Origin of the sequence: Haloarcula terrestris (assembly GCF_031624315.1) — an archaeon.
GTDB lineage: Archaea > Halobacteriota > Halobacteria > Halobacteriales > Haloarculaceae > Haloarcula > Haloarcula terrestris.
In genome coordinates this window covers 1-22,987 of record NZ_JAMQOM010000016.1, presented here as the reverse complement: position 1 = coordinate 22,987, position 22,987 = coordinate 1, and the positions used below count along the sequence as shown (strand labels likewise).

17 protein-coding genes and 3 pseudogenes are annotated in these 22,987 nt (G+C 56.7%); 11 read left to right on the top strand and 9 right to left on the bottom strand.

Features of this window, described 5'->3' with window-relative positions; genetic code table 11:
* The 8 genes and pseudogenes from NDI54_RS19465 to NDI54_RS19430 all read left to right on the top strand — a co-directional run.
* Complete coding sequence (locus NDI54_RS19465; RefSeq protein ID WP_310898031.1) at nucleotides 1–1,692, top strand: hypothetical protein; 1,692 nt, start codon at nucleotides 1–3, stop codon at nucleotides 1,690–1,692.
* The gene (locus NDI54_RS19460; RefSeq protein WP_310898030.1) at nucleotides 1,692–4,958 is read left to right on the top strand and encodes a VirB4 family type IV secretion system protein; all 3,267 of its coding nucleotides are present in this window, start codon (nucleotides 1,692–1,694) and stop codon (nucleotides 4,956–4,958) included. Before NDI54_RS19465 ends, NDI54_RS19460 begins: the two co-directional genes overlap by 1 nt.
* Nucleotides 4,951–5,328, top strand: a complete 378-nt coding sequence (locus NDI54_RS19455; protein ID WP_310898029.1) for a hypothetical protein — start codon at nucleotides 4,951–4,953, stop codon at nucleotides 5,326–5,328. Before NDI54_RS19460 ends, NDI54_RS19455 begins: the two co-directional genes overlap by 8 nt.
* Nucleotides 5,325–5,789 carry a hypothetical protein gene (locus NDI54_RS19450; protein WP_310898028.1) on the top strand — a complete coding sequence of 155 codons (465 nt, stop codon included), beginning with the start codon at nucleotides 5,325–5,327 and terminating at the stop codon, nucleotides 5,787–5,789. The genes NDI54_RS19455 and NDI54_RS19450 overlap by 4 nt, the downstream gene beginning before the upstream one ends.
* Nucleotides 5,786–6,523 carry a relaxase/mobilization nuclease domain-containing protein gene (locus tag NDI54_RS19445; RefSeq protein WP_310898027.1) on the top strand — a complete coding sequence of 246 codons (738 nt, stop codon included), beginning with the start codon at nucleotides 5,786–5,788 and terminating at the stop codon, nucleotides 6,521–6,523. Before NDI54_RS19450 ends, NDI54_RS19445 begins: the two co-directional genes overlap by 4 nt.
* Nucleotides 6,520–8,736, top strand: a complete 2,217-nt coding sequence (locus NDI54_RS19440) for a type IV secretory system conjugative DNA transfer family protein (RefSeq protein ID WP_310898026.1) — start codon at nucleotides 6,520–6,522, stop codon at nucleotides 8,734–8,736. Before NDI54_RS19445 ends, NDI54_RS19440 begins: the two co-directional genes overlap by 4 nt.
* Nucleotides 8,737–9,846: 1,110 nt before the next feature.
* Nucleotides 9,847–10,212: a hypothetical protein gene (locus NDI54_RS19435; protein WP_310898025.1), complete on the top strand. Its 366-nt coding sequence runs from the start codon at nucleotides 9,847–9,849 to the stop codon at nucleotides 10,210–10,212.
* A 248-nt stretch (nucleotides 10,213–10,460) separates the two neighbouring features.
* Nucleotides 10,461–11,147: pseudogene (locus NDI54_RS19430) on the top strand (type IV toxin-antitoxin system AbiEi family antitoxin domain-containing protein); the annotation flags it as partial.
* Nucleotides 11,148–11,335: 188 nt separating this feature from the next.
* Here the strand turns inward: NDI54_RS19430 and NDI54_RS19425 are convergent.
* Nucleotides 11,336–12,997, bottom strand: a complete 1,662-nt coding sequence (locus tag NDI54_RS19425) for a transcriptional regulator (RefSeq protein WP_310898023.1) — start codon at nucleotides 12,995–12,997, stop codon at nucleotides 11,336–11,338.
* Nucleotides 12,998–13,747: 750 nt separating this feature from the next.
* Nucleotides 13,748–15,094: an RNA-guided endonuclease InsQ/TnpB family protein gene (locus NDI54_RS19420; RefSeq protein ID WP_310898022.1), complete on the bottom strand. Its 1,347-nt coding sequence runs from the start codon at nucleotides 15,092–15,094 to the stop codon at nucleotides 13,748–13,750.
* Between the two features lie 450 nt (nucleotides 15,095–15,544).
* Here NDI54_RS19420 and NDI54_RS19415 point away from each other — a divergent pair, with 450 nt between their 5' ends.
* Together NDI54_RS19415 and NDI54_RS19410 are read left to right on the top strand one after the other, a co-directional pair.
* Complete coding sequence (locus tag NDI54_RS19415; protein WP_310898021.1) at nucleotides 15,545–16,168, top strand: helix-turn-helix domain-containing protein; 624 nt, start codon at nucleotides 15,545–15,547, stop codon at nucleotides 16,166–16,168.
* A 5-nt stretch (nucleotides 16,169–16,173) separates the two neighbouring features.
* Complete coding sequence (locus NDI54_RS19410; protein WP_310898020.1) at nucleotides 16,174–16,746, top strand: hypothetical protein; 573 nt, start codon at nucleotides 16,174–16,176, stop codon at nucleotides 16,744–16,746.
* An 835-nt stretch (nucleotides 16,747–17,581) separates the two neighbouring features.
* Here the strand turns inward: NDI54_RS19410 and NDI54_RS19405 are convergent.
* The 6 genes and pseudogenes from NDI54_RS19405 to NDI54_RS19380 all read right to left on the bottom strand — a co-directional run bounded on the left by NDI54_RS19405 (nucleotide 17,582) and on the right by NDI54_RS19380 (nucleotide 21,711).
* Nucleotides 17,582–18,451, bottom strand: coding sequence for a hypothetical protein (locus tag NDI54_RS19405; protein WP_310898019.1), 870 nt, complete (start codon nucleotides 18,449–18,451; stop codon nucleotides 17,582–17,584).
* Nucleotides 18,448–19,398: a MarR family winged helix-turn-helix transcriptional regulator gene (locus NDI54_RS19400; RefSeq protein ID WP_310898018.1), complete on the bottom strand. Its 951-nt coding sequence runs from the start codon at nucleotides 19,396–19,398 to the stop codon at nucleotides 18,448–18,450. Before NDI54_RS19400 ends, NDI54_RS19405 begins: the two co-directional genes overlap by 4 nt.
* Before the next feature lie 61 nt (nucleotides 19,399–19,459).
* Nucleotides 19,460–20,026: a hypothetical protein gene (locus NDI54_RS19395; protein WP_310898017.1), complete on the bottom strand. Its 567-nt coding sequence runs from the start codon at nucleotides 20,024–20,026 to the stop codon at nucleotides 19,460–19,462.
* Between the two features lie 74 nt (nucleotides 20,027–20,100).
* Nucleotides 20,101–20,517 (bottom strand): hypothetical protein, encoded by a 417-nt coding sequence (locus NDI54_RS19390; RefSeq protein WP_310898016.1) that lies wholly within the window; start codon nucleotides 20,515–20,517, stop codon nucleotides 20,101–20,103.
* A gap of 74 nt (nucleotides 20,518–20,591) precedes the next feature.
* Nucleotides 20,592–20,822: pseudogene (locus NDI54_RS19385) on the bottom strand (DUF6735 family protein); the annotation flags it as partial.
* A complete protein-coding gene (locus NDI54_RS19380) occupies nucleotides 20,821–21,711 on the bottom strand; it encodes a DMT family transporter (RefSeq protein ID WP_310898015.1) in 891 nt (296 codons plus the stop codon). The gene NDI54_RS19380 and the pseudogene NDI54_RS19385, both read right to left, overlap by 2 nt.
* Nucleotides 21,712–22,260: 549 nt before the next feature.
* On the opposite strand from NDI54_RS19380, the gene NDI54_RS19375 reads away from it, so the two are divergent.
* The gene (locus tag NDI54_RS19375; RefSeq protein ID WP_310898014.1) at nucleotides 22,261–22,890 is read left to right on the top strand and encodes a hypothetical protein; all 630 of its coding nucleotides are present in this window, start codon (nucleotides 22,261–22,263) and stop codon (nucleotides 22,888–22,890) included.
* A gap of 2 nt (nucleotides 22,891–22,892) precedes the next feature.
* Here NDI54_RS19375 and NDI54_RS19370 read toward each other — a convergent pair.
* Nucleotides 22,893–22,987: pseudogene (locus tag NDI54_RS19370) on the bottom strand (IS5/IS1182 family transposase); the annotation flags it as partial.

Here is a 22,987-nt window from a genome sequence, read left to right as displayed (position 1 = left end):
ATGCAGTCGGGAATTGCTGGGGAAATCGTGAAGGAGGTTGTCGAGAGGGTGGTTGGAGAACTCTCGTCGGCAATTACAGCTGGTATCAGTGGCTTCCTTGATCAACTCAGAACAGACATAATTGGGTATTTTGAGGGGTTCTTTGAGTGGCTTATTGACCCGATGGTAGGCACACCTTCTCCCGAAGGACCGAATTCAGCAGCCCCTGTCGACATTGCATTTGAGTCTGCGAGTAATGCTCCGTGGAACGCGTTAATCTCGAATATATACTTCGATGCAATCGTCGGGTTAGCGCTCGGCATCCAGTTTTCTGTTCTGGCGATGATCGGGCTTAGATACGGGTCGATGAACCCGGTTATCCGGAAGAAGCTCCTTCGCCGACTCGGAGTTGCCTTCCTTTCGCTGTTCTTCTGGCTCCCAGTAGCCTCACTGGGGACGCAGTTCTTCGATGCGATTGGCCGAACAATATACAAGGGATCACACACCCCCAAGGAGGCAGCCGCACTAATCAGTTCAGCCCAGCAGATTGCGGATCTCAGCCTTGGGATCTTCGTCGTTCTGATGATCGTCGGACTGTACGTCTACCTCAAGGCGGCGTTCATCTTCATCACCCGATGGCTACTCGTCTTCCTGCTCACACTCTCGATGCCGCTGGTGGCGACGTTCTGGGCAGTGGAAGTCTGGCCAATGAACCGCTTCTCGGGACTGGCAAAGCAAATCGCCGGCGCGTATCCGGGCGTCCTCGCTGCGGGCATCCCGCCTGCGATTCTGATCCGCATGAGCTTCGAAGCGACAAACTGGGGACTGGCTTCTGAGCTGTCGCTGTTCATCAGCCTCGTGACACTGTACTTGGCGGCGAAGTCACAGAAAATCCTCATCCAGCGGAGTAGTCGCGTAGCGATTCAAGTCAGCGAGCAGGCGCTTGCTGGCGGTAAAAAGTCGGTCGCAAAACCAGCAAAGATTGGAGCGGCGGCCACTGGTGCAGCGGCGACAGCCGGAGCGGGAGTGGTCGGTGGCCCCGGCGCAGCAATGGCGACGGGTGGCACGATTCGAGCTGCCTCAAGCGCCGCAAAAGGACGCGTTGGCGGCGCTGCCACGGGTGCTCAGATGGTCCACCGCCAGATGGCAGCCAACCCTGCTGGCATGAGGAGCAGTCCCAACGGCGGAGGTAGCGGCGGAAACAGTACTAACGGCTCCGGTGGTGGCGGAAGTAGTACCAACGGCTCCGGAGGTGGCGGCAGCAGTGGTTCCGGTGGCTCAGGCGGTTCCGCCCCACCCTCCGGAAGCAGTGGTAGCAGTGGGTCCGGTGGCTCTGGTAGCTCCACACCGCCTGCCAGTGGTTCTGGCGGGTCCAGCGGCTCATCTGCTGGCAGTGTTCTCAACAGCAAGTTCACTAATTCCAGCAACGGGAGTTCTGCGTCCGGTGACTCCGCTGGAACTAGTCCATCTGACGGCGACTCAATCAGTGAGCGCCAGTCACAGATCAACTCCGGCGATACCAGAGTCTACGAGTCTGACGTCGACCCGCCGTTCTCCGACGAGGACTTCGACGAAAACGGGACCGATACCGACACCGATGGGTCCGACTCGTATGACACGCTCAAGGACGTGTTTGCAACTGATGACGATGTATTAGGGCCGGATGTGTACCGAGATGGCCTGCCAGATACATACTCAGAGGACGATAACTAATGGCTGACTCACAAGAAGACTACAACACGAACATCATCCACGAATCTCTTGGAGATACAACCAACTTCTGGGGAGACTACACGCTTGGGGAACTCATTCTGTTCCTCATCCCGCCGTTTGGCTTCCTCGTTGCCATGGGAATGCCATTCGTGCCAGCAGCGCTGTTCTTCCCAGCGTTGGGTCTAGCAGCGCTTGGCGAAGTATTCCTCTACATCCTCCACAAAGTCCGGCCGGATCACTACCGGCTGACGGAGTGGCTGCGGGTCAGACTCTTCTGGCTTGTCAAAAAGCGCCACTACACTCACGACAATGGCAATCAGGATAGTCGCCAAGTCACGCGACTTGAGCGGATCATGCCCCACGGCATCGAGCGCGTCGACGGAGCGTACGTCGGCGCGGTCGAGGTCGAACCCGCCAATATGGCGCTGCAGGACGACGAGAAGTGGGACAAAGCCGTCACATCACTCACACGCCTGTCAGAATCTCTGACTGGGCGAGCGAAACTCCACGTCACGACGACCGAGGTCGACAACGAGTCCCATATCGAATCCCACATCGACCGACTCGAAGATCCCGACGCGAAGAGTCACCCGATCTTCCGAGGGGTGTTGACAGAGTTCATCAACCGCTACACCGACGACAGCGGCACCGTCGAGACCGAGACTGAGATCCAGCGCAAGTACTACATCGTCGTCTGGGTCACCGACGATGATATTCATGACCTCCAGATGACCAATGACTCCATCGCTGATTACATGGCCGGGATGCCAGTCGTTGGTCGACTATTTGCTCGATTCGACAGCGATACGCTAACTGAGGCCGAGCAAGAGGAGTTCAAGGCCAAGAAACTCCACGACCGGCTCGGGACCGTCGATAGGGCAGTCAATAACCTGTATCGGTGTCGTAGCCGCTCGGTTAGTCCCCACGAACTGGCACACCTGACCGAGGACTACTGGGCTTGTGAAACCCGGTCGGAACGCGAGTATGAAGCGGCGGCCTCAGTCTCGCCAGTCACGTATTCCGCACGGGAACTCATTAAGCACGGCGACGGTGCTGCAGCCCACGACGCTGCGGAGGGCATGGAGACCGACGACGTTGGCGGGACCGACTACGAGGTCGATGAGACTGACTTCGTCTCCCAACTGCACAGGCCCGGAGAGAACCACCGGTCGCTGGTCGCGCCGACAGATATCGAGTGGGCAGCCGACCACGCACTCATCGATCAGGAGACGTACACGCGCTGCTTCTGGATCGAGACGTATCCCGAGCATCCGACCAATGGGATGCTTGAGCAACTATTGCTGGATACGGAGCTTGCCGTCGATGTCTCAATCCACATTGACCCATACGATTCTGATGCAGCAGTATCGGTGATGAAAGAGTGGATCTCGTCACTGAAGATGCTGCAAAACGACAAGGGAAAGCTTGAAGCGGAAGATATCGAACAGGAGGTCAACCAGGCGAAGTACATCCGGCAGATGGTCCGTCGCAACCACACGTCGCTGTTCCGTGTTGGGGTGTTCGTTCGGCTCACTGCAGAGACCGAAGAGGAACTCCGCAAGCAAACGAACCGGCTCGAAACGCTGCTGCGGGACTCACCGTCTAATTGCGGGGTCAAACGAACGACCCGCCGGCAGGAAGAAGGACTGGTGACAGTCTCACCGATCGGGGCCAACGAGCTGGGCCAGAACCGGCTCTCATCGATGACTGGGGATGCCCTCGGGTCGCTGTTCCCGTTCTCGTCGAACTACCTCCGGATGGACAACGGAATCGAGTACGGACTGCACGGGCACAACGATTCCTCGCTGTTGATCGACCCGTGGGCGCTGGAAACCGGCCACTCGGAACTAGTAACTGGGATGCCCGGCGGTGGGAAGACACATGGTACACAGGCCCGGGCGATGCGGATGCTGAAAAAGCGGTCGGACGTCAAGCAGATCTACATCGACCCGGTTGGGGATATGCACGGCAGCGCGCAGATGCTGGATGCAAAGACAATCACAATCAGCGGGGAGACGCCGCTAAATCCGTGCGAGATGCACCCGACGCCGCCGCATGTGCTCGAACAATCCCCGGATATGCAGCCCGTCTCAGCCAAGAAAGACGAAGTTTACGGCGTCATCGAGAACTTCCTGCAGTCGCGGGATGTCGATCTAGAGATGCACAGCGGGCTGATCACATTCCTGATCGACACAATCTTCTTCGAGTCCGAGATCGACCCAGCGGACCCAGCGACACATACGCCGGAGAACTCACCCAACCTGAGTGACTTCCTGGAAGTGGTTGACCGCCTCCAAGAAGAGCCGGGTATGTTCCCGGGAGCGACGACGGAATCTTCCCGGGAGAAAATTCAGCAGTACGCAAACGAGCTCTCGATTGCATTGCATCCGTTCCGCCCGGGAAGTACCTTCGGCAACCTCTCGAAAGAGTCGGACCTGCGGCTGATTGACGACAGCAGCAAGGCAGTGTATCTGGACCTTCAGCAGGTCGAAGGATCGGGCAGTGGCCTTGGCAAGCAGTCGTTCATCATGCAGTTGCTTCTGAGCACGCTGTACCAGCAGGCCAAGAATATGGAGCAGAAGGTCGAGATCATCATTGACGAAGCTCACTACTTGTTCAACGACGACGCAAATCTAGAGTCGCTGAACCAGATTGCTCGGCACCAGCGCCATGCTGGACTGCGACTGGTGATGCTGTCCCAGACGCTCTCGGAGTTCGAGGATAAGGGAGCCGCTGAGGAAATCGCGGGGATGTGCCCAATCAAGGTCCATCACCGTGAGCCAGAGCTAGGCGACGAGACAGCAACAAGCGCTGGACTGACGAGCGAACAGCAGTCCTACATCCAGCACGCTGAAGCTGGGAAAGAGTCACTGGGTGACGGCCAGGGCTACTCGCAAGCACTGGTTCGCGTCGACGAACATGGTGACTACCCGCTGACGATCAAGACGTCGTGGGAAGAGAAGCAGATTATTGACCTCGACGCTGACGCGGAAGATACGCTCGACGTTGTTGCTCACGAGGTTGACTCTCGCGCTGCTGACTTCCAAGAGTTCGTACGCTCGAAGGCAGTTGAGCAAGAGCTAACCAACCACGGACTGTCGCCTGAGCAGGCTGAACACGTCCTCAATGGACTCAGTGAAGACGAGTTGGTGGACGTGGTGTCTGTAGCACTTGACCAGGCACAGCCGGATGCAGTTATCGCTGATGGTGGTATCGAACCAGAGACTGATTTGGAGTTCGACACTACGGAGAATTCAAATGAGTAACGTCATCTCGATTCGATTGAACCCAGAACAGGGAGAACAGGTTGTAAAGCAGGCGCAGAAAGCAGATGAAAAGCCATCGGAGTACGTTCTGAAGGCTACGGAACAGCGCATTGATCGTGAGTTGAAGGAGCAACGAGCCAACGAATTGAATCTTGAGTCGGAACTTGATGATTTAGCAGATATTGTCGCAGCAGAGGTTGACGGAGCAACAGACATTGACACGGATCAGGAACTGTTCTACTCGGTCGCTCTGTGGGACTTAATTTCCTCTGAGTTCCCGGCAGACAAGCGCGCTGCTGCGATGGAAGGAGCGTCGGAGAAAGTCCAAGAAGAGGTTGAAAGCATCCGAAACAAGGAGGGTCAGGAATGACTGAGAGAGACACTCTACTCCAGATTTACACCACCGAAGCGTACAAAGAGTGGTTTGATCAGTTGGCTGACGAGGCGGGGACATCTACCTCGAAATACGGACACGAGGTTATTGAGGAACACATTGACCGGGAAACTGGGGAGAACCAGTATCGTCGGTACAACACTGACACGAGCATAGATCTACTGCTGGAAGAGGCACAGCGCGAGGTGAAAGAGCTGGTAGCGGAGTTTGAGTCTGGAACAATGGAAGAGGTGAAGACCATTCAGGAGGTCAGAACAGCATACACCATTGCGATCTGGAAACTGCTTCAAGATGACTACTCAGCTGAGCAGCGACGGCTTGCGCTGAAATTTGCTGGTGAACACGTCGGACAAGATCCGGGTCTCGAATCGAGAGCCGAAGGCGACTCTGAGTCAGATGCCTCGACTGCTGCTGAATCGGCAGGTGAGAGCGCATGATGCTGAAAACAGATTACCGAGAAGGTGGTGCAGGGAACCTCGTCGACTACATTCAGCGTGATCGCGAACAGGACGCCGGAGCGACAGTTGACCTACGGAATCCCGCTGGCCGAGAACTGTCCGATCCAGAGGTGAATCGGTTTGTCGACAAGAGCCGAGAGTTCGGATTCCAGCGGCACATGATCGTCTCCCCTGATCCCACGGGACAATATTCGCCAGAAGAAGTCCGTGCCAACACTCGGGACTTCATGAACAGTGAGTTTGCCCAGCAGCCGACGACTGACTACGTGTATGGGGTCCACCGAGACACAGAGTTTCCCCACGCACACATCGCGGCGACTGGCGAGCGCGCAGAGTTGGAGATGGATCGGGAAGATATCCGACAGTTGCGCGAACAAGCAGCGACCGCGTATGAAGAGCCCTCCCGGACGAGGGACCCAACGACTGCTGCTCGCGACGCCCCGGATGACATTGGCCGGGTCGTGGATGAAGAAGCACGGGAGCAGTACCACGAGGCAGAACTGTCGTTGAACCCCGAAGCCGAAAAAGCCCTCAAGAGGACGACTGAGAAGAGTCAGCAGAAAGACGTCGGACAGCCAACGGCTGAGAAAGCAAGCGATGAGCGGCAAACTGAGACACTCTCAGAACGGCGTGAGGAACTACGCGACGATGACGCCGAAGTTGCCCTCGAACCCGAAGCTGACCCCGAACGCAAGCGTGGGTGGTGGCAGTGAGTTCTAGTTCCTCTGCACCACCAGGACAACGCTCCGGCGAGGTTCCGAATAGTCTCAAGTACGACAACGTCGTCGGGTTCGTCTGGGCTGGGTTCATGCTGCTGTTCCCGCCGATGATCGTCGATAGTGACAAGGTCCTTCCGAAGCGGTTCTGGGCGTGGCGCTACATCTACCTCGGGTTCGGACTCATCAGCGCGGCGTTCTTCTACGACGTGCTTGTCCAGACTCCCAGCGCAGCGCTGTTGTTCCCGTTCGCGCACGTTCTGGCTGCCATCTCAGTGGGGACACTGTTCGCTGACTTCACCGTGCCCGGGCTATCGTTGCCGATGGTCTCGTACTCGATCACGGTGATCCTGTATGCCATCTCAATCGGTATCGTGTTCTCCGGGGAACTGCTACGCCGAACGTCACCGGAAATGCTCGCGATGAACCGATGGGATCACGACGACGGGGAGTCCGTCGTCCCGCTGGAAGAGATCTCTCACGAACACCAAGAGGCCGAGATGCCGTTCACGCTCGATCAAGATGTCTCCACAGCCGTCGTGGGCGAGACCGGGTCGGGGAAGACGTCGATGATGAAGCTGTTGGCTTACCAGTTCCCGTACTACAGTAACACGGCGGTCATCGCCCACGATACTGGGGAGGACTTTCAAGTGTTCTATGAGGGGCTGGGCTTCGACGTTCAGCGCATCCGCCACGAAAATAGCGACGTAGTCTGGAATCTCTTCAAGGACGCCGATTCGGAGTCGGATTTTCGTGAGGTCGCCGGCGCGATCTTCGGCGAGGCTGATGGCCACGACCCGTTCCACCGGCCCGCCAAACAGACCTTCGCGGAGATGCTGATGTACCTCCATCTCAGCGCGAAAAAGAACAATCGCCGTCACGCGCTCTGTCACGCCGATATCGTCTCGTTGCTCAATGAAGGCCACATCGCGCTGAAGGAGGCTCTTGATGAGTTCGACCGACTGGACTCGGGCCATATTGACCCTGACAAGGGCAAAGGCGCACAGAACGTCTACCAAACGATCAAGGAGAACGTCGACCCAGTCTTCACTGGCGACTTCGGAGAGTACGGAGAATTCTCCCTGCAAGAGTACATTGAGAACCCTGAAGGCAGGGTCCTCGTCATTGACTCGAACCCAACAGAACTGGAAACGCTCGGGCCGATGTACCAACTGCTCGTAGACTGGTCGATCCGCTACGCGATGAACGCTTCAAACCCGACGGTCCACATCCTCGACGAGATTGACGCGTTGCCGGCGCTTACTCAGGTGACGAACCTTACAGCCCGAGGTCGGAAGCACAAGGCTCGGGCACTGGTCGGCGTACAGACAATTGGCCAGCTCAAGGACACCTACAGTACCATCTCTGGGATTGTCGGCAACTGCCCGCAAGGAGTCTACTTCGGTCCGGGTGACAGAGAGTCGACGGACTTCATCCTGGACGAACTTGGCGAGAGTCGGCAGTATGACCGTTCCGAGATGGTCTCGATGAGTCACCAGGGGCGCGGCGCAAACCCACGGACACAAGCACGGGACACCTACCGAGAGAAGGACAAAACGCCGGTCACATCTGGCCTGCTCCGAGACTTCCAGCCCGGAGAGTGCGTTGCTGTCTCTCGGACGACGTGGGTCCACGGGCAGTCCTACGAACTGGCGGATGTTCGCGATAGCCTCCCGGCACAGGGTGCGGAGTCGCCGGGCAGTTCGGAGCCGGAACCCTCTGAGGACAACACCGACATAGAGAGTGACAGCTGGTTCTCGTTCACTCGGGCGCGACTTGACGATGTACTCCGTGGGTCAGTTGGTGAGGACGCCGACGATGAGTCCAGAGACAGGTGGCCGGATCGTGACCCCGAAGTCGAGACGACCGTCGACGCGACAGACGGGTTGGGCGACGACGATTCGAGCGACCCACTTGACCAGACAACAGCAAACACTGCCGTCACGTCCCCGGACACAGACCACCCAGACCTATCAGATTCAGAAGGTGAGTACGACGGTGTCGATCACGACCAGCAGTCTGACGACAACACTGGGGGACTCTTCTCTGAGTCGGATCCAGACCCCAGCATAGGTGGGGCGGAATCTGCCGAGCAGGAAGGCGGTGAATCACCCACTGAATCAGATGCAGAGGGAGACTCAAACGAGACTGAAGAGCGGGACGAAACTGAGTCAAGAGAGGAGGGGCGCGACGTATCTGAGTTCATGTAATCTGCCGTTGTGAACTCGTTTCTGTGTTTAGAATATCTAATACTTTTGTGCTGTTCTGCGACTGTGATTCTCTCTACTCCGCCGGTAAGAGTGGATACCAAGAACGTCCATCCTCAGTTCTATCATATTTTCACACTTCTTTTTATTGCTACTATTACATCACTGAAATCGCAAGACTGCGGCGGTTTTCGCCCGGTTTGAATTACCGGCAGTGAATTACCACCCTCGACTGAACTAACACTAAATCGCAAGACGACGTGGGTATAATTCACCGGAACCCCCGATTAGTTACACTCTTTATCTTGTCCTCCAGTGATTCAGTCGCGAGACGAATGCCGGCAACAACAATACATAAGCAATAGAACATAGGAACCGGTGGCGCATCGCGGGCCTCGGATAGAGTGAAGGCTGCCTACTCAAGCCTCGGCAATAACTATTGGAGAACAGATATGTCTTGTCTCGCTTCTTGGAGTCCGATTGGGACTGCACACGACGGGCCAGCCCCACCGAGCATCATGCGAATCCACTGTGCCACGCACGTCGCCGGCCACGGACGTCCAGGGCCACGCCGATCACGACCACACTCGAGTTGAGCCAGCGCTGGCAGATCCACGCTCGACCCTCGCTCACTTCGGCCCCTCGTGGCGCACAACCCGACAGTCACCGGCCGGCGACCACACCACTTTGTCCGGAGCTTTGTATCCGATTCCCAACAGTTACAATACGCCATGTGTTCTCATTCTTTGAGTATCGTAATTTAGTGTAGCATTCAGCCGAGAACCGGCCGATTCCCGGCGGGGATCACGCCCGCCACCGCAGGCACGATGGACCGGCGTGAGGCGCGCGACCGCGCCGAGCGCAGCGCCCCGTCGTCCTCGTGAGCAGGAGCGAACGAGGACAGGACAGACGAGCATCGCGAGTCTGTCAGTGGCGTCGCGCGCTGGGACGGGCCACCAGCCATCCAGCCTTGGTTCCTCCCGGGCCGACAGACCCACGCCTGCGATCTATCCGACACTCCATGGGACTAGTACCTCGACGTGTGCCAGCTGGAGCCACCCCGACCCGGAGCTTTTTGAGCGATGACGGCCAAGTCTGAATCGCACCGTTCTCATGTCACAGCCACACTTTTCTCCAGAGCAACAGCTATCCGACGAGCGTCAGATTCCGAGCATCGAAACGATCGGGCCGGTCGTCGACGAAGTGATCGACATCGCTCGACGAGAACTCGATGCACCGCGGTCAGTCGAGATTGAGACGTGGGAAGATCGCGAGTTTCTGGTGCGTATCATACACTGGTCAGCACCAGGCGTGAACACTCGGTATGGATACGAGACAGCAATCCAGTATCACAGTGATCGGGAAACCGTCGAAGCCTTCCTGATCGAAGAGGATACGCATACCGACGAGCGAGAGCGACTACTGAAGACGGAATTGGAGACAATCCCTGACCCAGTTGGCGAAAAAATTGCGGAGTAGAAGACCCGGCTTACTTGTCTGTCAGTTCTCGGTGACAGCCCTCACAGACTTGATCGTACTCCTCATCGCGCTCTGCGTCGTAGAATGACCCAGCGCGAAACCGTTCGGGGTTATATTTGGTCTGGAACGTCTTCTTGCAGCGTGGACAGCGAATTTCTCCCATTTGAGATATCACCTCCCAGCAGCCCTGTCTGGCCGCCACCCGCCTGCGGCCACACAAAATCGAGGAGTGTCTATCCGAGATACCGGGCCGAGAGATTACCTCCCGCCTCACCGAGAAAGGTTGGCTCGACCGGCTCTTTCCGGGCACATATCTCATTATTCCACTGACTGCCGGTGAGGAAGGCGTGTACACAACGCACGAGTACCTCATCGCTGCCCACGTCGCTGCACCGATGTACATCGGCTACGACAGTGCCCTCAGCCACCACGGGCTGACCGAACAGGTCCCTCGGACGGTCTACGTCGTCACGCCGACCCGAGCCCAAAGCCGGGAGATCCACGGCGTTCCGTACCGCGTCACGACAGTCACTGAGGGGAAGTTCTTCGGCTTTGAACCGACGTCCCTCGATGGGACGACCGTACAGGTCAGCGACTTAGAGAAAACACTGGTCGACTGTGCGGACCATCCCGAATTCTCTGGTGGCCTTCGAGAGCTCGCATCCGCGATGCGAACCGCCGACCAGCAGGGTTGTGCCTGGGACACCGTCGGCGAGTACCTCGAACGACTCGATAACGGAACAGCGACCAAGCGAATCGTCTACCTCGCCGACCAAGTCGGGATCGATCTTCCCACCCGCGAGGTCCTCGTCGAGTCGTACACGAGTGGGTACTCTCTGCTGGACCCGACGCTATCCGACACCGGATCACCCGACAGTACGTATCGCCTCCGGATCAACGTGGAGCCAGCCACGCTGGATCCGACCGAATCCTGATCATGAGTGAGTATAGCCCTCAGAGCGGGCAATAGCCTCTTGTTAGTCCCGAAGATCAGCCACAGACTGGCCAACTTCGCGGACATGCTCGCTCCGCTCAAGATTAAATTCTTCGGCGAGGTAATCGACGGCCTCCTCCAGGTCCATATGTCGTCGACTCACTCATCAAGTATAATCGTGGTGTAGCGTTAACGGTCAGTTGATTCAGCTCGCTGGTACGTATTGAGCCGACCGCTGCGGTCGACGGTGATCTGCCCCTCCTCCTCAAGCTTCCGGAGTTTGTTGTAGATCTGATGATCGGGGAAGTCCAGCTCTTCTCGGAGGTCTTCGATCGTTTTTGGGCCCTCCAGCGACACGAGCAATGCGTTCTCAAGACAGTACGAGACGAGCCGGTCCGTGATTGGCGAAACAATATTGTGCCGCTCGTCGAGGACATCGAGCGTATCGAGCACAGCAAACGAGAAGAATTGGCCAGTGCGATTTTCCTGGGTCTTGATCTCTTGGAAGATGCTCTTCCAGTCGAGGTCGGCCTGTCTGGCGATCAGTGCGACGTCTTCGAGATCTCCTTCGCGTTCCGTGATCGATTTGAACACGAAGATGTCGGTCAGCGAGAGCAGATGTACGTGGAGATTGCCGTACTCGAATGATTGGTCGCACCGCTCAATCATCGCCGGCGTCAACTGGAGCTGGCCGGCGACCGCCTCCACGAAAATATCCCAGCGCGGAAACCCTTCCTTCTCCAGCACAATACTGGGATCGAGCTGGTTGTACGCCGCTTCCAAGTCACTACGCTCCTCGTATCCCAGGTCCTGGAGCGATTCGGCGATTACAAAGAACGTCTGTCCGTCCGCAACGACGAGGTCGACGTCTTTCGTCGAATCTTTTAACCCACGCAGAATGAGGTTGCCACCCCCGAGCAGATACACGTCGACAGGCGTCTCCAGGTGGTCTCCAAGCTCTCCGAGCCCCCGTCGAAGGCTATCTTCCGGATGTTGGCCGCGTGGGTAGACCCCATAGTCGTTCGCGAGATCGATGAATTCCGCCCACGGGAGAAAGAGCTCATCGTGTTGGACCTCCCGCTGATCGATGTATGCAAAGAGGTCAGCCCATTTCTCGACGCACTGCCACCTGTTTGCGAGCCGCCACAGGTCGCTGGCGTCGAGGGTCGCGCGGTGCGTCAGATAGAATACGCCAGCCATGGCCATCTGTTTCTTGGTCTCAGCGACGGTCACCGCATGGATCAGAACCTCTTCAAGTCCCAGCGAGCGATCACCTGGATAGACGTAGGTCTTCGCTGGGTGATAGTCAACACCGTAGCGAGTGAACGCCGAGAACGCAGTCGGCATCCCATCGACAGTGTCCTTGCTCGTCGCGACGATTCGGTCACCGTTCGCGCGGTATTCGGTTTCGAACGGTGTCGTTCGGGTTCTGGCTTTGAGAAACGACCGGAGCGTGTCATCGGTGATGGCATACCCGTCGTCCGTGTGTGCGATCGCGCCGGTCTCCTGGATCTCGTTCAAGTGCTTGTAGAGCGTAGATTTGGCGAAGCCCTGCCTTTGTAACTCCGAAATCGTCTTTGGGCTGCTAAGCAGCGCACTCAAAATGTCCTCTTTCGTCCCTGTCAGCACTTTCTCGAGTGCGTAGCGGTCGAGGAGCTCAGCAAGCAGTGACGCTTCGTACGTGGTGGCCAATTGGACTCCATCCGTTCGGTCCACAAGATGGGCGTTTTCGAGGTCGCCAACGACCTCCGAGGTCCAGCTCTGACTTTTGTCGATCGCATCGGCCAACTCGCCAACCGAGTAGGACTGATCCCGCAAACAGTCGATAACCCGTAGCTCCGCTTCCCTCATAGATTCCAATTCCACCGATTTATTAATAAGTATATCGGTGAGAATGGAATACAGACTCTTGGAGCTCAGATCGGGCCGTCAAATAGTTTCTGTACGCTCTCCTGAAAACACTCCGCGATGTATCACCCGTTGAGTCGAGAAACAGCACAAGTGGGCGGTGGTCCGTCGTTCAACAATCTGAGTTCGGCATTCGGTTGTCTATACTGTGAGCGTTGGTAACACACCCCGACTAATTTTAATACGATTGCCACGATATTCTGGACTGACTTCCGAGATACCCCTCAAACTGGAAGAGTTCAACACGATGATCATCACTCGCCTCACCCCGCGGCGTGTTCGTTCTCGCTTAGCCGTGGGTCCCGTGTTCGGCGAGTGCCTACAAGATCAGCGTGCGAAGAGACCGGGCGCAAACTGCCGGATCCACGTCGGCTTCGAATACGAGAGTTCGACGCAATCCGGCGACAGCCGGACACTCTCACCCGCATAACTCGGCCCCCATACGGACTACCCGTCAGGGGTCGGGGAACACGGGATTGCCGCCTGCCTTTGCCCAGTACTCGCTCAGTACACAGTGGGAAGCGAGTGCGGGGTGCCAGGCTCGCGGCCGACTGGTTTCTGTTCGTTCCGATACAGGGGCGAACCGGCTCCGTCCGCGCTAAGCGTACGGAAGTCGCTAGTCAACAGCTCCACAGCCATGACATCCTCCGCGCCGTAAACGGCGCGGTTTCCTCCGTGGGAGTCTCAACCGGTCTAAGAGTCCCCGGAAGCAACATTCCCGTCACGGTGGACGGTACTCGGGTCTGTGCGCTGTTCTTTGGGACTTTCCCTCGCGAGGGAGTGTGGTGACTCCGACCATTCGTGGTCGTCCCACTCGAACCGCACGGGCCGTGCCATCGGCCTGACTGCTTTTTCTGTGTGCCGCTTCAGGAACGTCTCTGACGCCGTGAGGTCGGCGTGCCCCTCGAACCCACACGGACAGGTGAGCGTGTCCTGGTGCCGTGTCGTTCGGTCTGTCGAACCGCACTGTGGACACTCTTGGCTGGTCCACGCTTCCGACCGCACTTCCACCGAGATACCGTATTCTCCAGCGGTACACGCCAGTCGCTCGGTGAATTGTTTGAACGCCCAAAAGCTGTGCGTCTTGGCGTTGGTCTCGACTGACCAGTGTGTTTCGAGTACGTCGGTCAACCCACCGATATACACCGTGTCCACGCCCTCGACGTACAGTCGTTCCAGCAGGTCACGACAGAGTGCTTCTTGGGCGTGGTCGCGGCGACGGGTCCGTTTGCGGTACAGTCGCCGGATGCGCTTGCTACTGTATCGCCCCTCCCGTAGCTTGGACTGCAATCTGGCGATTTCTCGCGTCGTCTCACGGAATCGCCCGAACAACTCACTGCCTTCGTACAGATATTGCTCGCCGGTCGTCGTGGTACAGGCGACCAGATTGTTTGCACCGATGTCTAGAGCGGCCGTCTCTGCGGCCAGTGGAGTCACCCGTGTATCAGTAATCGTCACGGGTTGCGAAGCTCGGAAAGTGCTATCAGTCTCGTCGTACCACAGTTCAAGGCGGCTTTGGTCCTCATAGTCAGGCCAGTTCGGGTCGCCCACGATTTCTAACCGTAGGCGGCTTTTCGGGCTGTTGTGCCTGTCTCGGAGTTGTTCTCCGACAACTATCTCAAGGCGAGACCGGTCGCCCCATTCGACGGTGTATGCGTCCTTTCGGACGACGCCTTTGAGAACACGTCCGTCGTCCCCGTTGCCACGGAAGCCCGGCGGTTCCGGGTGTTCCGTTACCGACGTGTTCGACTCGTCGTGGTACGCCTTCTTGTTCTCGAAGAACGACCGCCACGCTTCACTGTTTGCTCGGCGCACGGTCTGGGCGGTGGAGGCGCCGAGAACGCCTTTGTACTTGCCTTCGAGTTTTCCGGTGTCGGCGTCCCACACGTCGCCCTCGAAACCGTCCTCGTCGTTGTAGCGCATGAGGCGCTGGTAATTGATTTCGTTCCAGAGAGCGGCGGAAGCGTCCAACAGGCCCCGTAGCACCTGCTCTCCATCGTCAGAGAGTGGGCGCACGGCGAACGTGTTGGTGCGCTTCATCAGCCGTTCCAGCAGACGTTCGCTCGGGACTTGAATGTCAGCCAACCACAGTGAAAGTAGAACTTGATCACCCCCGTTGGAGACTCACAACCGGCAGTAACGCGGCGGTTTCTCACCAGACCTTACGCGATTCACTCCCGCCCTGCTCAGTCCTCGGTTCCGGCTGAGCGTCGGAACACTCGTCCTTCGCGGGAAGGACGGGATTCTCTCGCTGAATTAAGGTAGTGAGGTGGAGATCAGAGACAGATTTGCTGATGTTTCGGGCTTTGAGTCGATCATACAGATTCGAGAGGAGAAAGACGTAGCTTAGTCAAATGGATCCTTCAGATTTTGCGAACGGACCGGGGTGGATATCCTTCAGCAAACGGGCAGTATCTTCGCCGTGAACACGACAGCGTCCCATGCCCGTAGCAAACGCTTATGGTTTCTAGTTTCGTAACACTATACAAAATGAGCTACGATACAGAACACGTTCGAAACACGGGAGATACCCCGGGGATGATCACCGGGATTCCGACGTTCACAGAATTGCTCGAGAACCCGTCCCTTGCTGCCCTCTATACATCGATTAAACGCTCAGAGAGCACAACAGGCCCCGAACTCGTCGAAGCAATGAATGTCTCGAAAAAGACGGTGTACGACTACCTGCATAAACTGGAACAGGCAGGCCTTGTCAGCAAGGTTGCTGAGGATACTGGTACCGCTGTGTACACTGCTGAAGAATTCGAACTGACGTTAACGGTCCGCGAGACCGAGGTCTCTATCACCCCGGAACTTATCGAAGTGATCGCACACAAAGACGAATATCCAGCAATCGAGCGAGTTCTTGAAGACCACGGTATTGTCACATTCGCGCTAGCACACGATCTTGTGAAGGAGCACAGTGAGGGCGATGTCACAATCCGTCAAATCGCGAGTCTCACGGATCTTTCGCCTGGAATCGCGTATGACCTTGTTGAAGCTCTCTATTCGATTCTTGACCTCGGTGACAGCGAATCGGCTCCGACGACGTACACACCGGGTGATTTCGATGAGGACGACAGCGATCTCCTCGAAGAACTGACCGACACGTAGACCGAATGACGAGGAGATACACGGCGAACATTGCGGACACGGTGATGTTTCGGAATTTAGGAAAGCATCCCAGTCCGCGACTACAATCGCTCAAGAGTGCTGTTGAAGAAGCTGGAACCGAAATCTGGGTGCCAGCAGCAGTCTACCACGAGTTGGCGGATACTGGGAGTGGGGATTCACCGACGAATCCGTACCTCGATACGGCTATCGAAGAGGGGTGGCTTCGGGTAGCTACCCCGCTGCCAGGTGACCGAACAGAAGACTTTGATAGTACCGCTGGGGCGGTTGAGAAAGCCCGGTTCGTTGCAGATGCCTTTCTCAACCAGCAAAGCAAATATCCGGAGACGAACAACTGGCGGGATGCGGCGTTGGTCGCGTTGGCAGTTCGCTTATTCGACCAGAATGCCCGAATTCGTGTAATAACCCATACAGCGGATGAAAACCTGGCAACGGCGTGTGCCCGTATCCCTCCTGAATTCGGCTACTATGATGTCCAGTCCAGATATTATAACCCACCACAGACAGCGAAAGCTGAGTTCCCAACTGTTGACCGGCTTACATGGGATGGGCCAGAGTAGGTAACGAGATGTGAGCGAAATCAGCTAACAGGTCTGTTAGGTTTGTATGCTTGGTAGGGATCGCGCCCGCCACTGCAGGCACGATGGACCGGCGTGAGGCGCGCGACCGCGCCGAGCGCAGCGTCCCGTCGTCCTCGTGAGCACCAGCGACCGAGGACACGACAGACGAGTATCGCGAGTCTGTCCGTGGCGTCGCGCGCTGGGACGGTCCACCAGTCACCCAGCCCGGTTTCTCTCGGGCCGGCTGGCCCACATCAACACACACCAGGACTCCAGCGCTCTCAATACCCAACCAGACTAACCCGCGGATTCTGCTGATGCAAAGCCATTGCGTGAGCATGGTTTTCTCGTCACTCAGTTGCCGGTAGGAGCGAGTGAGGTCGCGTGCACGAGGTGGCTCCAGCACAGATCGGGTGAAGGGCCCGGTGGGACTTCCTAACTAGCAGTCAGTTGGCTGTCGTGTGGGCTATCCAATACCGGGCTTTGACAGGCACACCAAACCGAGTCCCTAGATAGTGGTTACTCACCGCTTGTTCGCCACTTCAGCCAAGGTGGTCTATCGACCTCTGAGTGTCGCCCTCGTCACTTCTGTTGCCGCTTGAGAAAATGGAGTAGTGTCTCGATATCCTCGGCTGATGCGGACCAGTGGCCAAACATACTCTTGAAGCGATGATCAAGGCCACCGTCTTCGATGAACGCTACGAAGCTCGGCTGCATCGTCCGCGAGGCCGACCGTGACGAGATACTCTAGGAACTCATCTTTGGGTCGGAACGGGCGGGCCGTCCCGCACCCCTTGCGCGACGGAAAAACACCAACCGCGGCTGGAGTGCTTGCTTACCGAAGTCGAATCGTATCCCCGTCGTGCTTGAGAACCTGCTTTGCAACGAGTCGCTCAATCGCGTCGTCGACGGGGTCCTCCTGGTCGTCCGACAGTGCTCGCACATTCGCAAGGACTCGCTCCCGGATGGCGTCGACGGTGTCGATACCGTCGTCGACCGCTCCCAGAACAGTGTATTCCACCTCGAACTCCGTAGCAAATTCCGTGATCTGGGAGGTGAATGTGTTTGGCAGTCCCGAAAGCGAGTTTACCGCCATTTCGACCGTGAACAGCGGATGTGAACGGTCACGGATCTGTTGTGCTTCCGTGGATCCGGTGTTAAATGGCCGCTGTTCGTCGATCTCGGCCAGAATCGATTCGTAGTCCAGGCCACGCTGGGCGTATTTCCGCATATCATCGATGTCGCGTCGACGGCCACTCGCGAGGTCCCCGCCGGAGACTGCTTTCAGCAGGAACATATCCTCATCTGAGAGGATGAACGCGGTTACACAATGCCCGGTCCAGAACTCTTCGGCCCGGTCATGCATCCGATCGGTGATCCAGACTTTCCCGACGATCTGCCGTTCGAAGAGATCGATCCGAAACCCGCGATCTTCGTGATGTAGTTCGACGGTTTTTCCGACGCCCTCGAACGACTCCGTAGGTTCATCGACAACCGTGAATCCTTCAGATGTGAGCGTCTGGTGGACGTGCTCGAACTCGGACACCACACCCACTGCGAGATCGATATCTTCGGTCTGGTCTTTCAACCCACGAACTGTCATCGCAGATCCGCCGAGGAGATACACCGTCACGGACTCCGACAGCCAACTGTCGAACTCCTCGAGGAACTCTTTGATGGCCTCACCACCCTTGAATACAGTCATGCGACTCCGTACTGCTCTTTGAGCGCCATAAATTCTGATTCACTTGGAAGGACGACAGGGAGCTCGTCCGAGTCCTCAACCCCTACCTGCAGTGCCCGGTACATCGCAGCGATCGTGGATTCCAGATCGTACCACGTTGCAGTGACTGTGAGCGTCTCTTGGTCGATGTCCAACTTTTCGATCAACAGCATTGCATAGCTAACGCGGCGGGAGCCGCTATCGAGGACGAGGGTGTGACACACTACGTCGGCGGGCGTGAGTTCCTCGTCGGGTGCATACCAGAACGCGGGTTCCCCCGCGAGGAAGAACTGTAGCCCGTACTCCTCGAATCGACCGATTCCAGTGACCTGCCAATCAGGTCTGTCTAGGAGCGTGTCCGTATCCTCGGTGGTCTGCACGCGGACGAGTGCGTGTTTCGGATCGCACCACTCGACAGTCGCACTCGGCGCGAGCTCCCGTGCTCGTGATCTGTGCTCATGGATCACGACGGCCTGAGCGAACGTCAGCAGCGGTTCGAGGTCCTCACTCACCGCATACTCGGGGCCGGACGGGGACAGCATCGCCCGATGTTTGAGCGGCGACAGCGCCTTATGAACGCCTTGTCGAGTAATCTCGAGTCGCTCTGCAATCTCGGATACTCGGCGGGGCTCGTCGAGAAACCAGCATACTTGGAGGGTAGCAGGTGAGAGGAGGTCGGCCCATTCAACGTGGCTGAGTTCCGACTGCAACGTCCGGTATGCTTCAATGACCGGGTGGTCCGCGACACGGACTTGCCGCTGGTTATTGGGCCCACGGCATTCGACCAAGAACCCCGCGTCTAGCAAGTCATCGAGCACCTCGTAGATGTGTGCCTGTGAATACCCGGTTTCCGTTGCGAGGTCTACTGGTATCGCCTCGCGACCGGTACTCAGCGCGTCAATCACGGCGAGTCCGGCCTTTGAAATCATTTGTGTATACCTTAACACTCACTCGTATAAATACGTTTTTGGATTTAGGTTGATGAACGGACTATCCAGTAACCAGGTTTGTGAGTGCCTTCTCAAGCGGGCCGTGGGACTGCCAGCTTGCTCGCTCGGAGGCTTCCTCGGTCGGGCCATCCCAGCGCGGGAACGCGGAGTGTCCACTCACCTTGACGGTCAACTTGGCCGGCTCATCAAACGGGTTCCGCGTCGGGAGTTCGACGATGTAGAGGTACTCCTCGTCGCCGTGGATCCCGTCAGCCGGGTTTTCGACACCGTGTCCCAGCAGGAACAGCGGCTGGTCAAGATGCTCCATATTGTCCGGCTCGAGGAAATCCAAGAGTTGGTCAGCGTGGATGCTCCGATCACGACCTTCATCCACGTAGAGAGTCATCGTCGAGAGCGTTTCGAGGAACAGGAACTGGGCAGCGGCGTACGCAGGCCCGCGCTCTGTTCGTGTCTCGTCTAATAACTCCTTCAGCTGGACAAGGTCACGGAGGACGCTGTCGGGATAGCCGTCCGAGTGTCGGTAGATTTGTGCGATGCGGTCGGTATCGGACTGTTCGCCTGCGGTCTCGCTCCGTTGGATGAATCGGAGTTGACTTCGTGTCGACATCGATCACCGCCGACGCGTGTGCGCCGGCACCCATCGCCGGCGCTCGAAAAAACTCTCCTCGTGACGGCGGATTCTCAGGCCTCGTCCGCTTGTTCGACAGTGATGGTGAGGGCGCCCGATTCGTAGTCGGCCTCGAAGTCGACGACGAATGCGTCCGCCTCGTAGGCGGCGTGGTAGGCGCGGTGGCGTTCGAGCGAGCCAGTTGCCTTGAAGTGGAAGAATGCGGCCGCCGTGTAGGGCTTGCTCTGTGTTTCGACCTGCGACTCGACGGATGCGGGGAGCGCGATCTGGGGCGTCTCTGTGTCGATACTCGCAGCGAACTCTTTCGCTTCTTCGACGGTTGCTTGCGAATGTGCCGGTGTTTCGCCGGTGATCACGTTCACCGAGGTTTCCGTCTCGTCGGTGAACAGGACGTCTTCGAAGGTGTGTGTCCCGAGAATCGTCTCAGGATCCAACTCGCAGTTGTGGAACGGGTCGTCGTCTGAGGTCATCGAATCACGAGCCTATGGCGGGGCTCACCCATTCCGGCCCCTGAAAAACAGCAGCTGCCACGAAGCAGATCGAACTAGGAGTGGTTCAGGCTCGCCTTCTCGAAGGGTGATTCCCCGGTCGGAATGAGCAGCGCCTGTCGGTCTCCGACTCGCTCGGCCAGCTTCCGTTTCAGGTACTGTCTCGCCGTCGACGGCGTGAAGACGCTCTTGTCGAGCATATCGCCGATGACGTCTTTGAGGGCCGCGAACTGTCCCTGCAGGTGGCCGTCGCCGACCGGCTCGCCGCCGTACCAGCGAACTGTTTCAGCGGAACACGTCGCGATACTTCTTGACTTCGGAGCTGATCTCTCGGCTTTCTAAGAGTGCAAAGCCGGCGATAATGATCCCGAATCCAGTGAGCGTCAGCGGATCGATACGCTCGCCCAAGAGGACCCACCCGATTATCAGGGCAACGATAGGGGTGAGATAGGTTGTTAGGTTCGCTTTCAAGGCACCTATCTCGCCCATCAACACGAGATACAGCACGAGTCCGAGGGCCCCGATGAAGACGCTGAGATAGATTACCAAAGCCACTGCAAGCGGCGTCAGTTGGATGTTCGAAATCGACTCGCCGACTGCGAGTGCGATGACCACGTGGACGGTTCCACCGAGCAGCATCGCCCACCCGGTTAGCGCCGGGATTGGCATTGACGGACGGCTCCGCCGAATTAGGACAGCGCCAAGTTCGACGACGATCAAGGCAGCAAAGAACAGCAGTTTACCGAGAAGTTCGGGATCAAGGAGGCTCGCCGGGTCGGGACGGATGACGACGGCGATGCCAACGAAGCCCACGACGACGCCAGCATAGTCCCGGCCCGATAGGCGCTCTGCGGGGAGAAGCGGCCAAGCGAGGACCGCGGTGATAATCGGAGCGAGACTGAAGATGATTGCCGCAACGCCGGCGGTGATGAACTGCTGGGCGACGAAACCGATACCCGTCCCCCCGACCAGAAATAGCCCCCCAGCCAGTACCGCCGTCACGTCTTGTCGTGAACGAGGATGCCAGTACTCAGTCGTTATGCCGACATATACCAATAGAAGCGTAGCGGCTAGGTAGCTCCGAGTCGCTGCGAATAGCAGTGGCGGGATGAACGACAAGCCCGTCTTCACTGCAGGAAACCCTGACCCGAATAGGAGTGTAACGAGAAGGAACAAGCCGACTATCCGGTTGCGAGACAAGGTGAAAGTGTGTTTATTATCGGCTGATAAAGTAAGAAAGTCTCATATACACGTAAGCAGCCCTTATCGATCAACCACGACGTGCCACATACCTGCTCTGCATATAGCACTTCGTTCCTACCATTCTATAGAGACATAGACGATCCGACCGATAGTTATGTCCCTCTACTCACCGGCTGTTTCAGCCTCTATTGTGGATAAAAAAACCGTATCGGTAACTACTTCTACTCGTCGATCGGGTCGGGGAACCTAAGGTTCGCGTGGAGGACTTCGCCGTCACGAACGACGTACCGCTTGGCCAGGACTGGGAAGCGGCACTGTTGAGTTCTGTTATTAAGCCTTACTTCATTACGCAATTTGTGACTTGTGTTAGATAGATTACTAGATATTGTCACAGTTGCGCAGTTAATTCCGAGCTGTGGGCAGAAGTAAGTCTGATTTTTAATAGTCGAGATGACCGCAAAGTCTCCTTTTGGCATTCTATCCACCACAAAAACCATCTCGTTGTCCGTATTGTCTCCAACTATGGCTGATATTGGAGCTATGAGTCTCGATTGGCTTGGAAATAATCGCGTTCGGCTGTCCGTCACTAGTGGGAATGCATCATCTGGTCTCTTTCTTTCCAATGTTAGTGCGAAAAACTCTCAGGCCATTCTGAAGATGGATCGAGGTCGGTTTGAATATGAATCTACAAAAATACAAAATACGGGTGAAATATCACTAGAAATGCAGATCAAAGAAAACCAGTACTATCGGAAAATAGACGATCTTCTATTTCAGTATAATGAAGACATACACGGACAAGTTGAGGATGGTATTAAAAATGCGAACTACATTTTCAGAACGGGTGTTCAAGGAATCAGGGTTGGTGACAAACGAAACCCTCGAACTACAATCGGTGTCTCGCAACCAGATAGTGACAAGTATCTGAATTTTCTCATACTATTTTTGGATGATGCCTTCTACGCTGTCGCAGGAGATGAGATCTGGAGATTCGGGTATGGCGATATCTCAGATGCAGAATACTCGTTTGGGTTCACTAAAAAACGGATTTCATTTGTCTACGACAATGATGAGTGCCATATGTGGGTATATTCGGCGGACAAAGACGATGTAAAATCAGCTGGCCGTGGTGAATCGCCAGACGTAGCTTGATTTCACTGTTTCAGAGATTGCTTGATGTTGTGAACTGCACACATCAGGACAAGTTCACGAAATTCACCGTACCAACTTCGCGCACGCACGGCGTCGC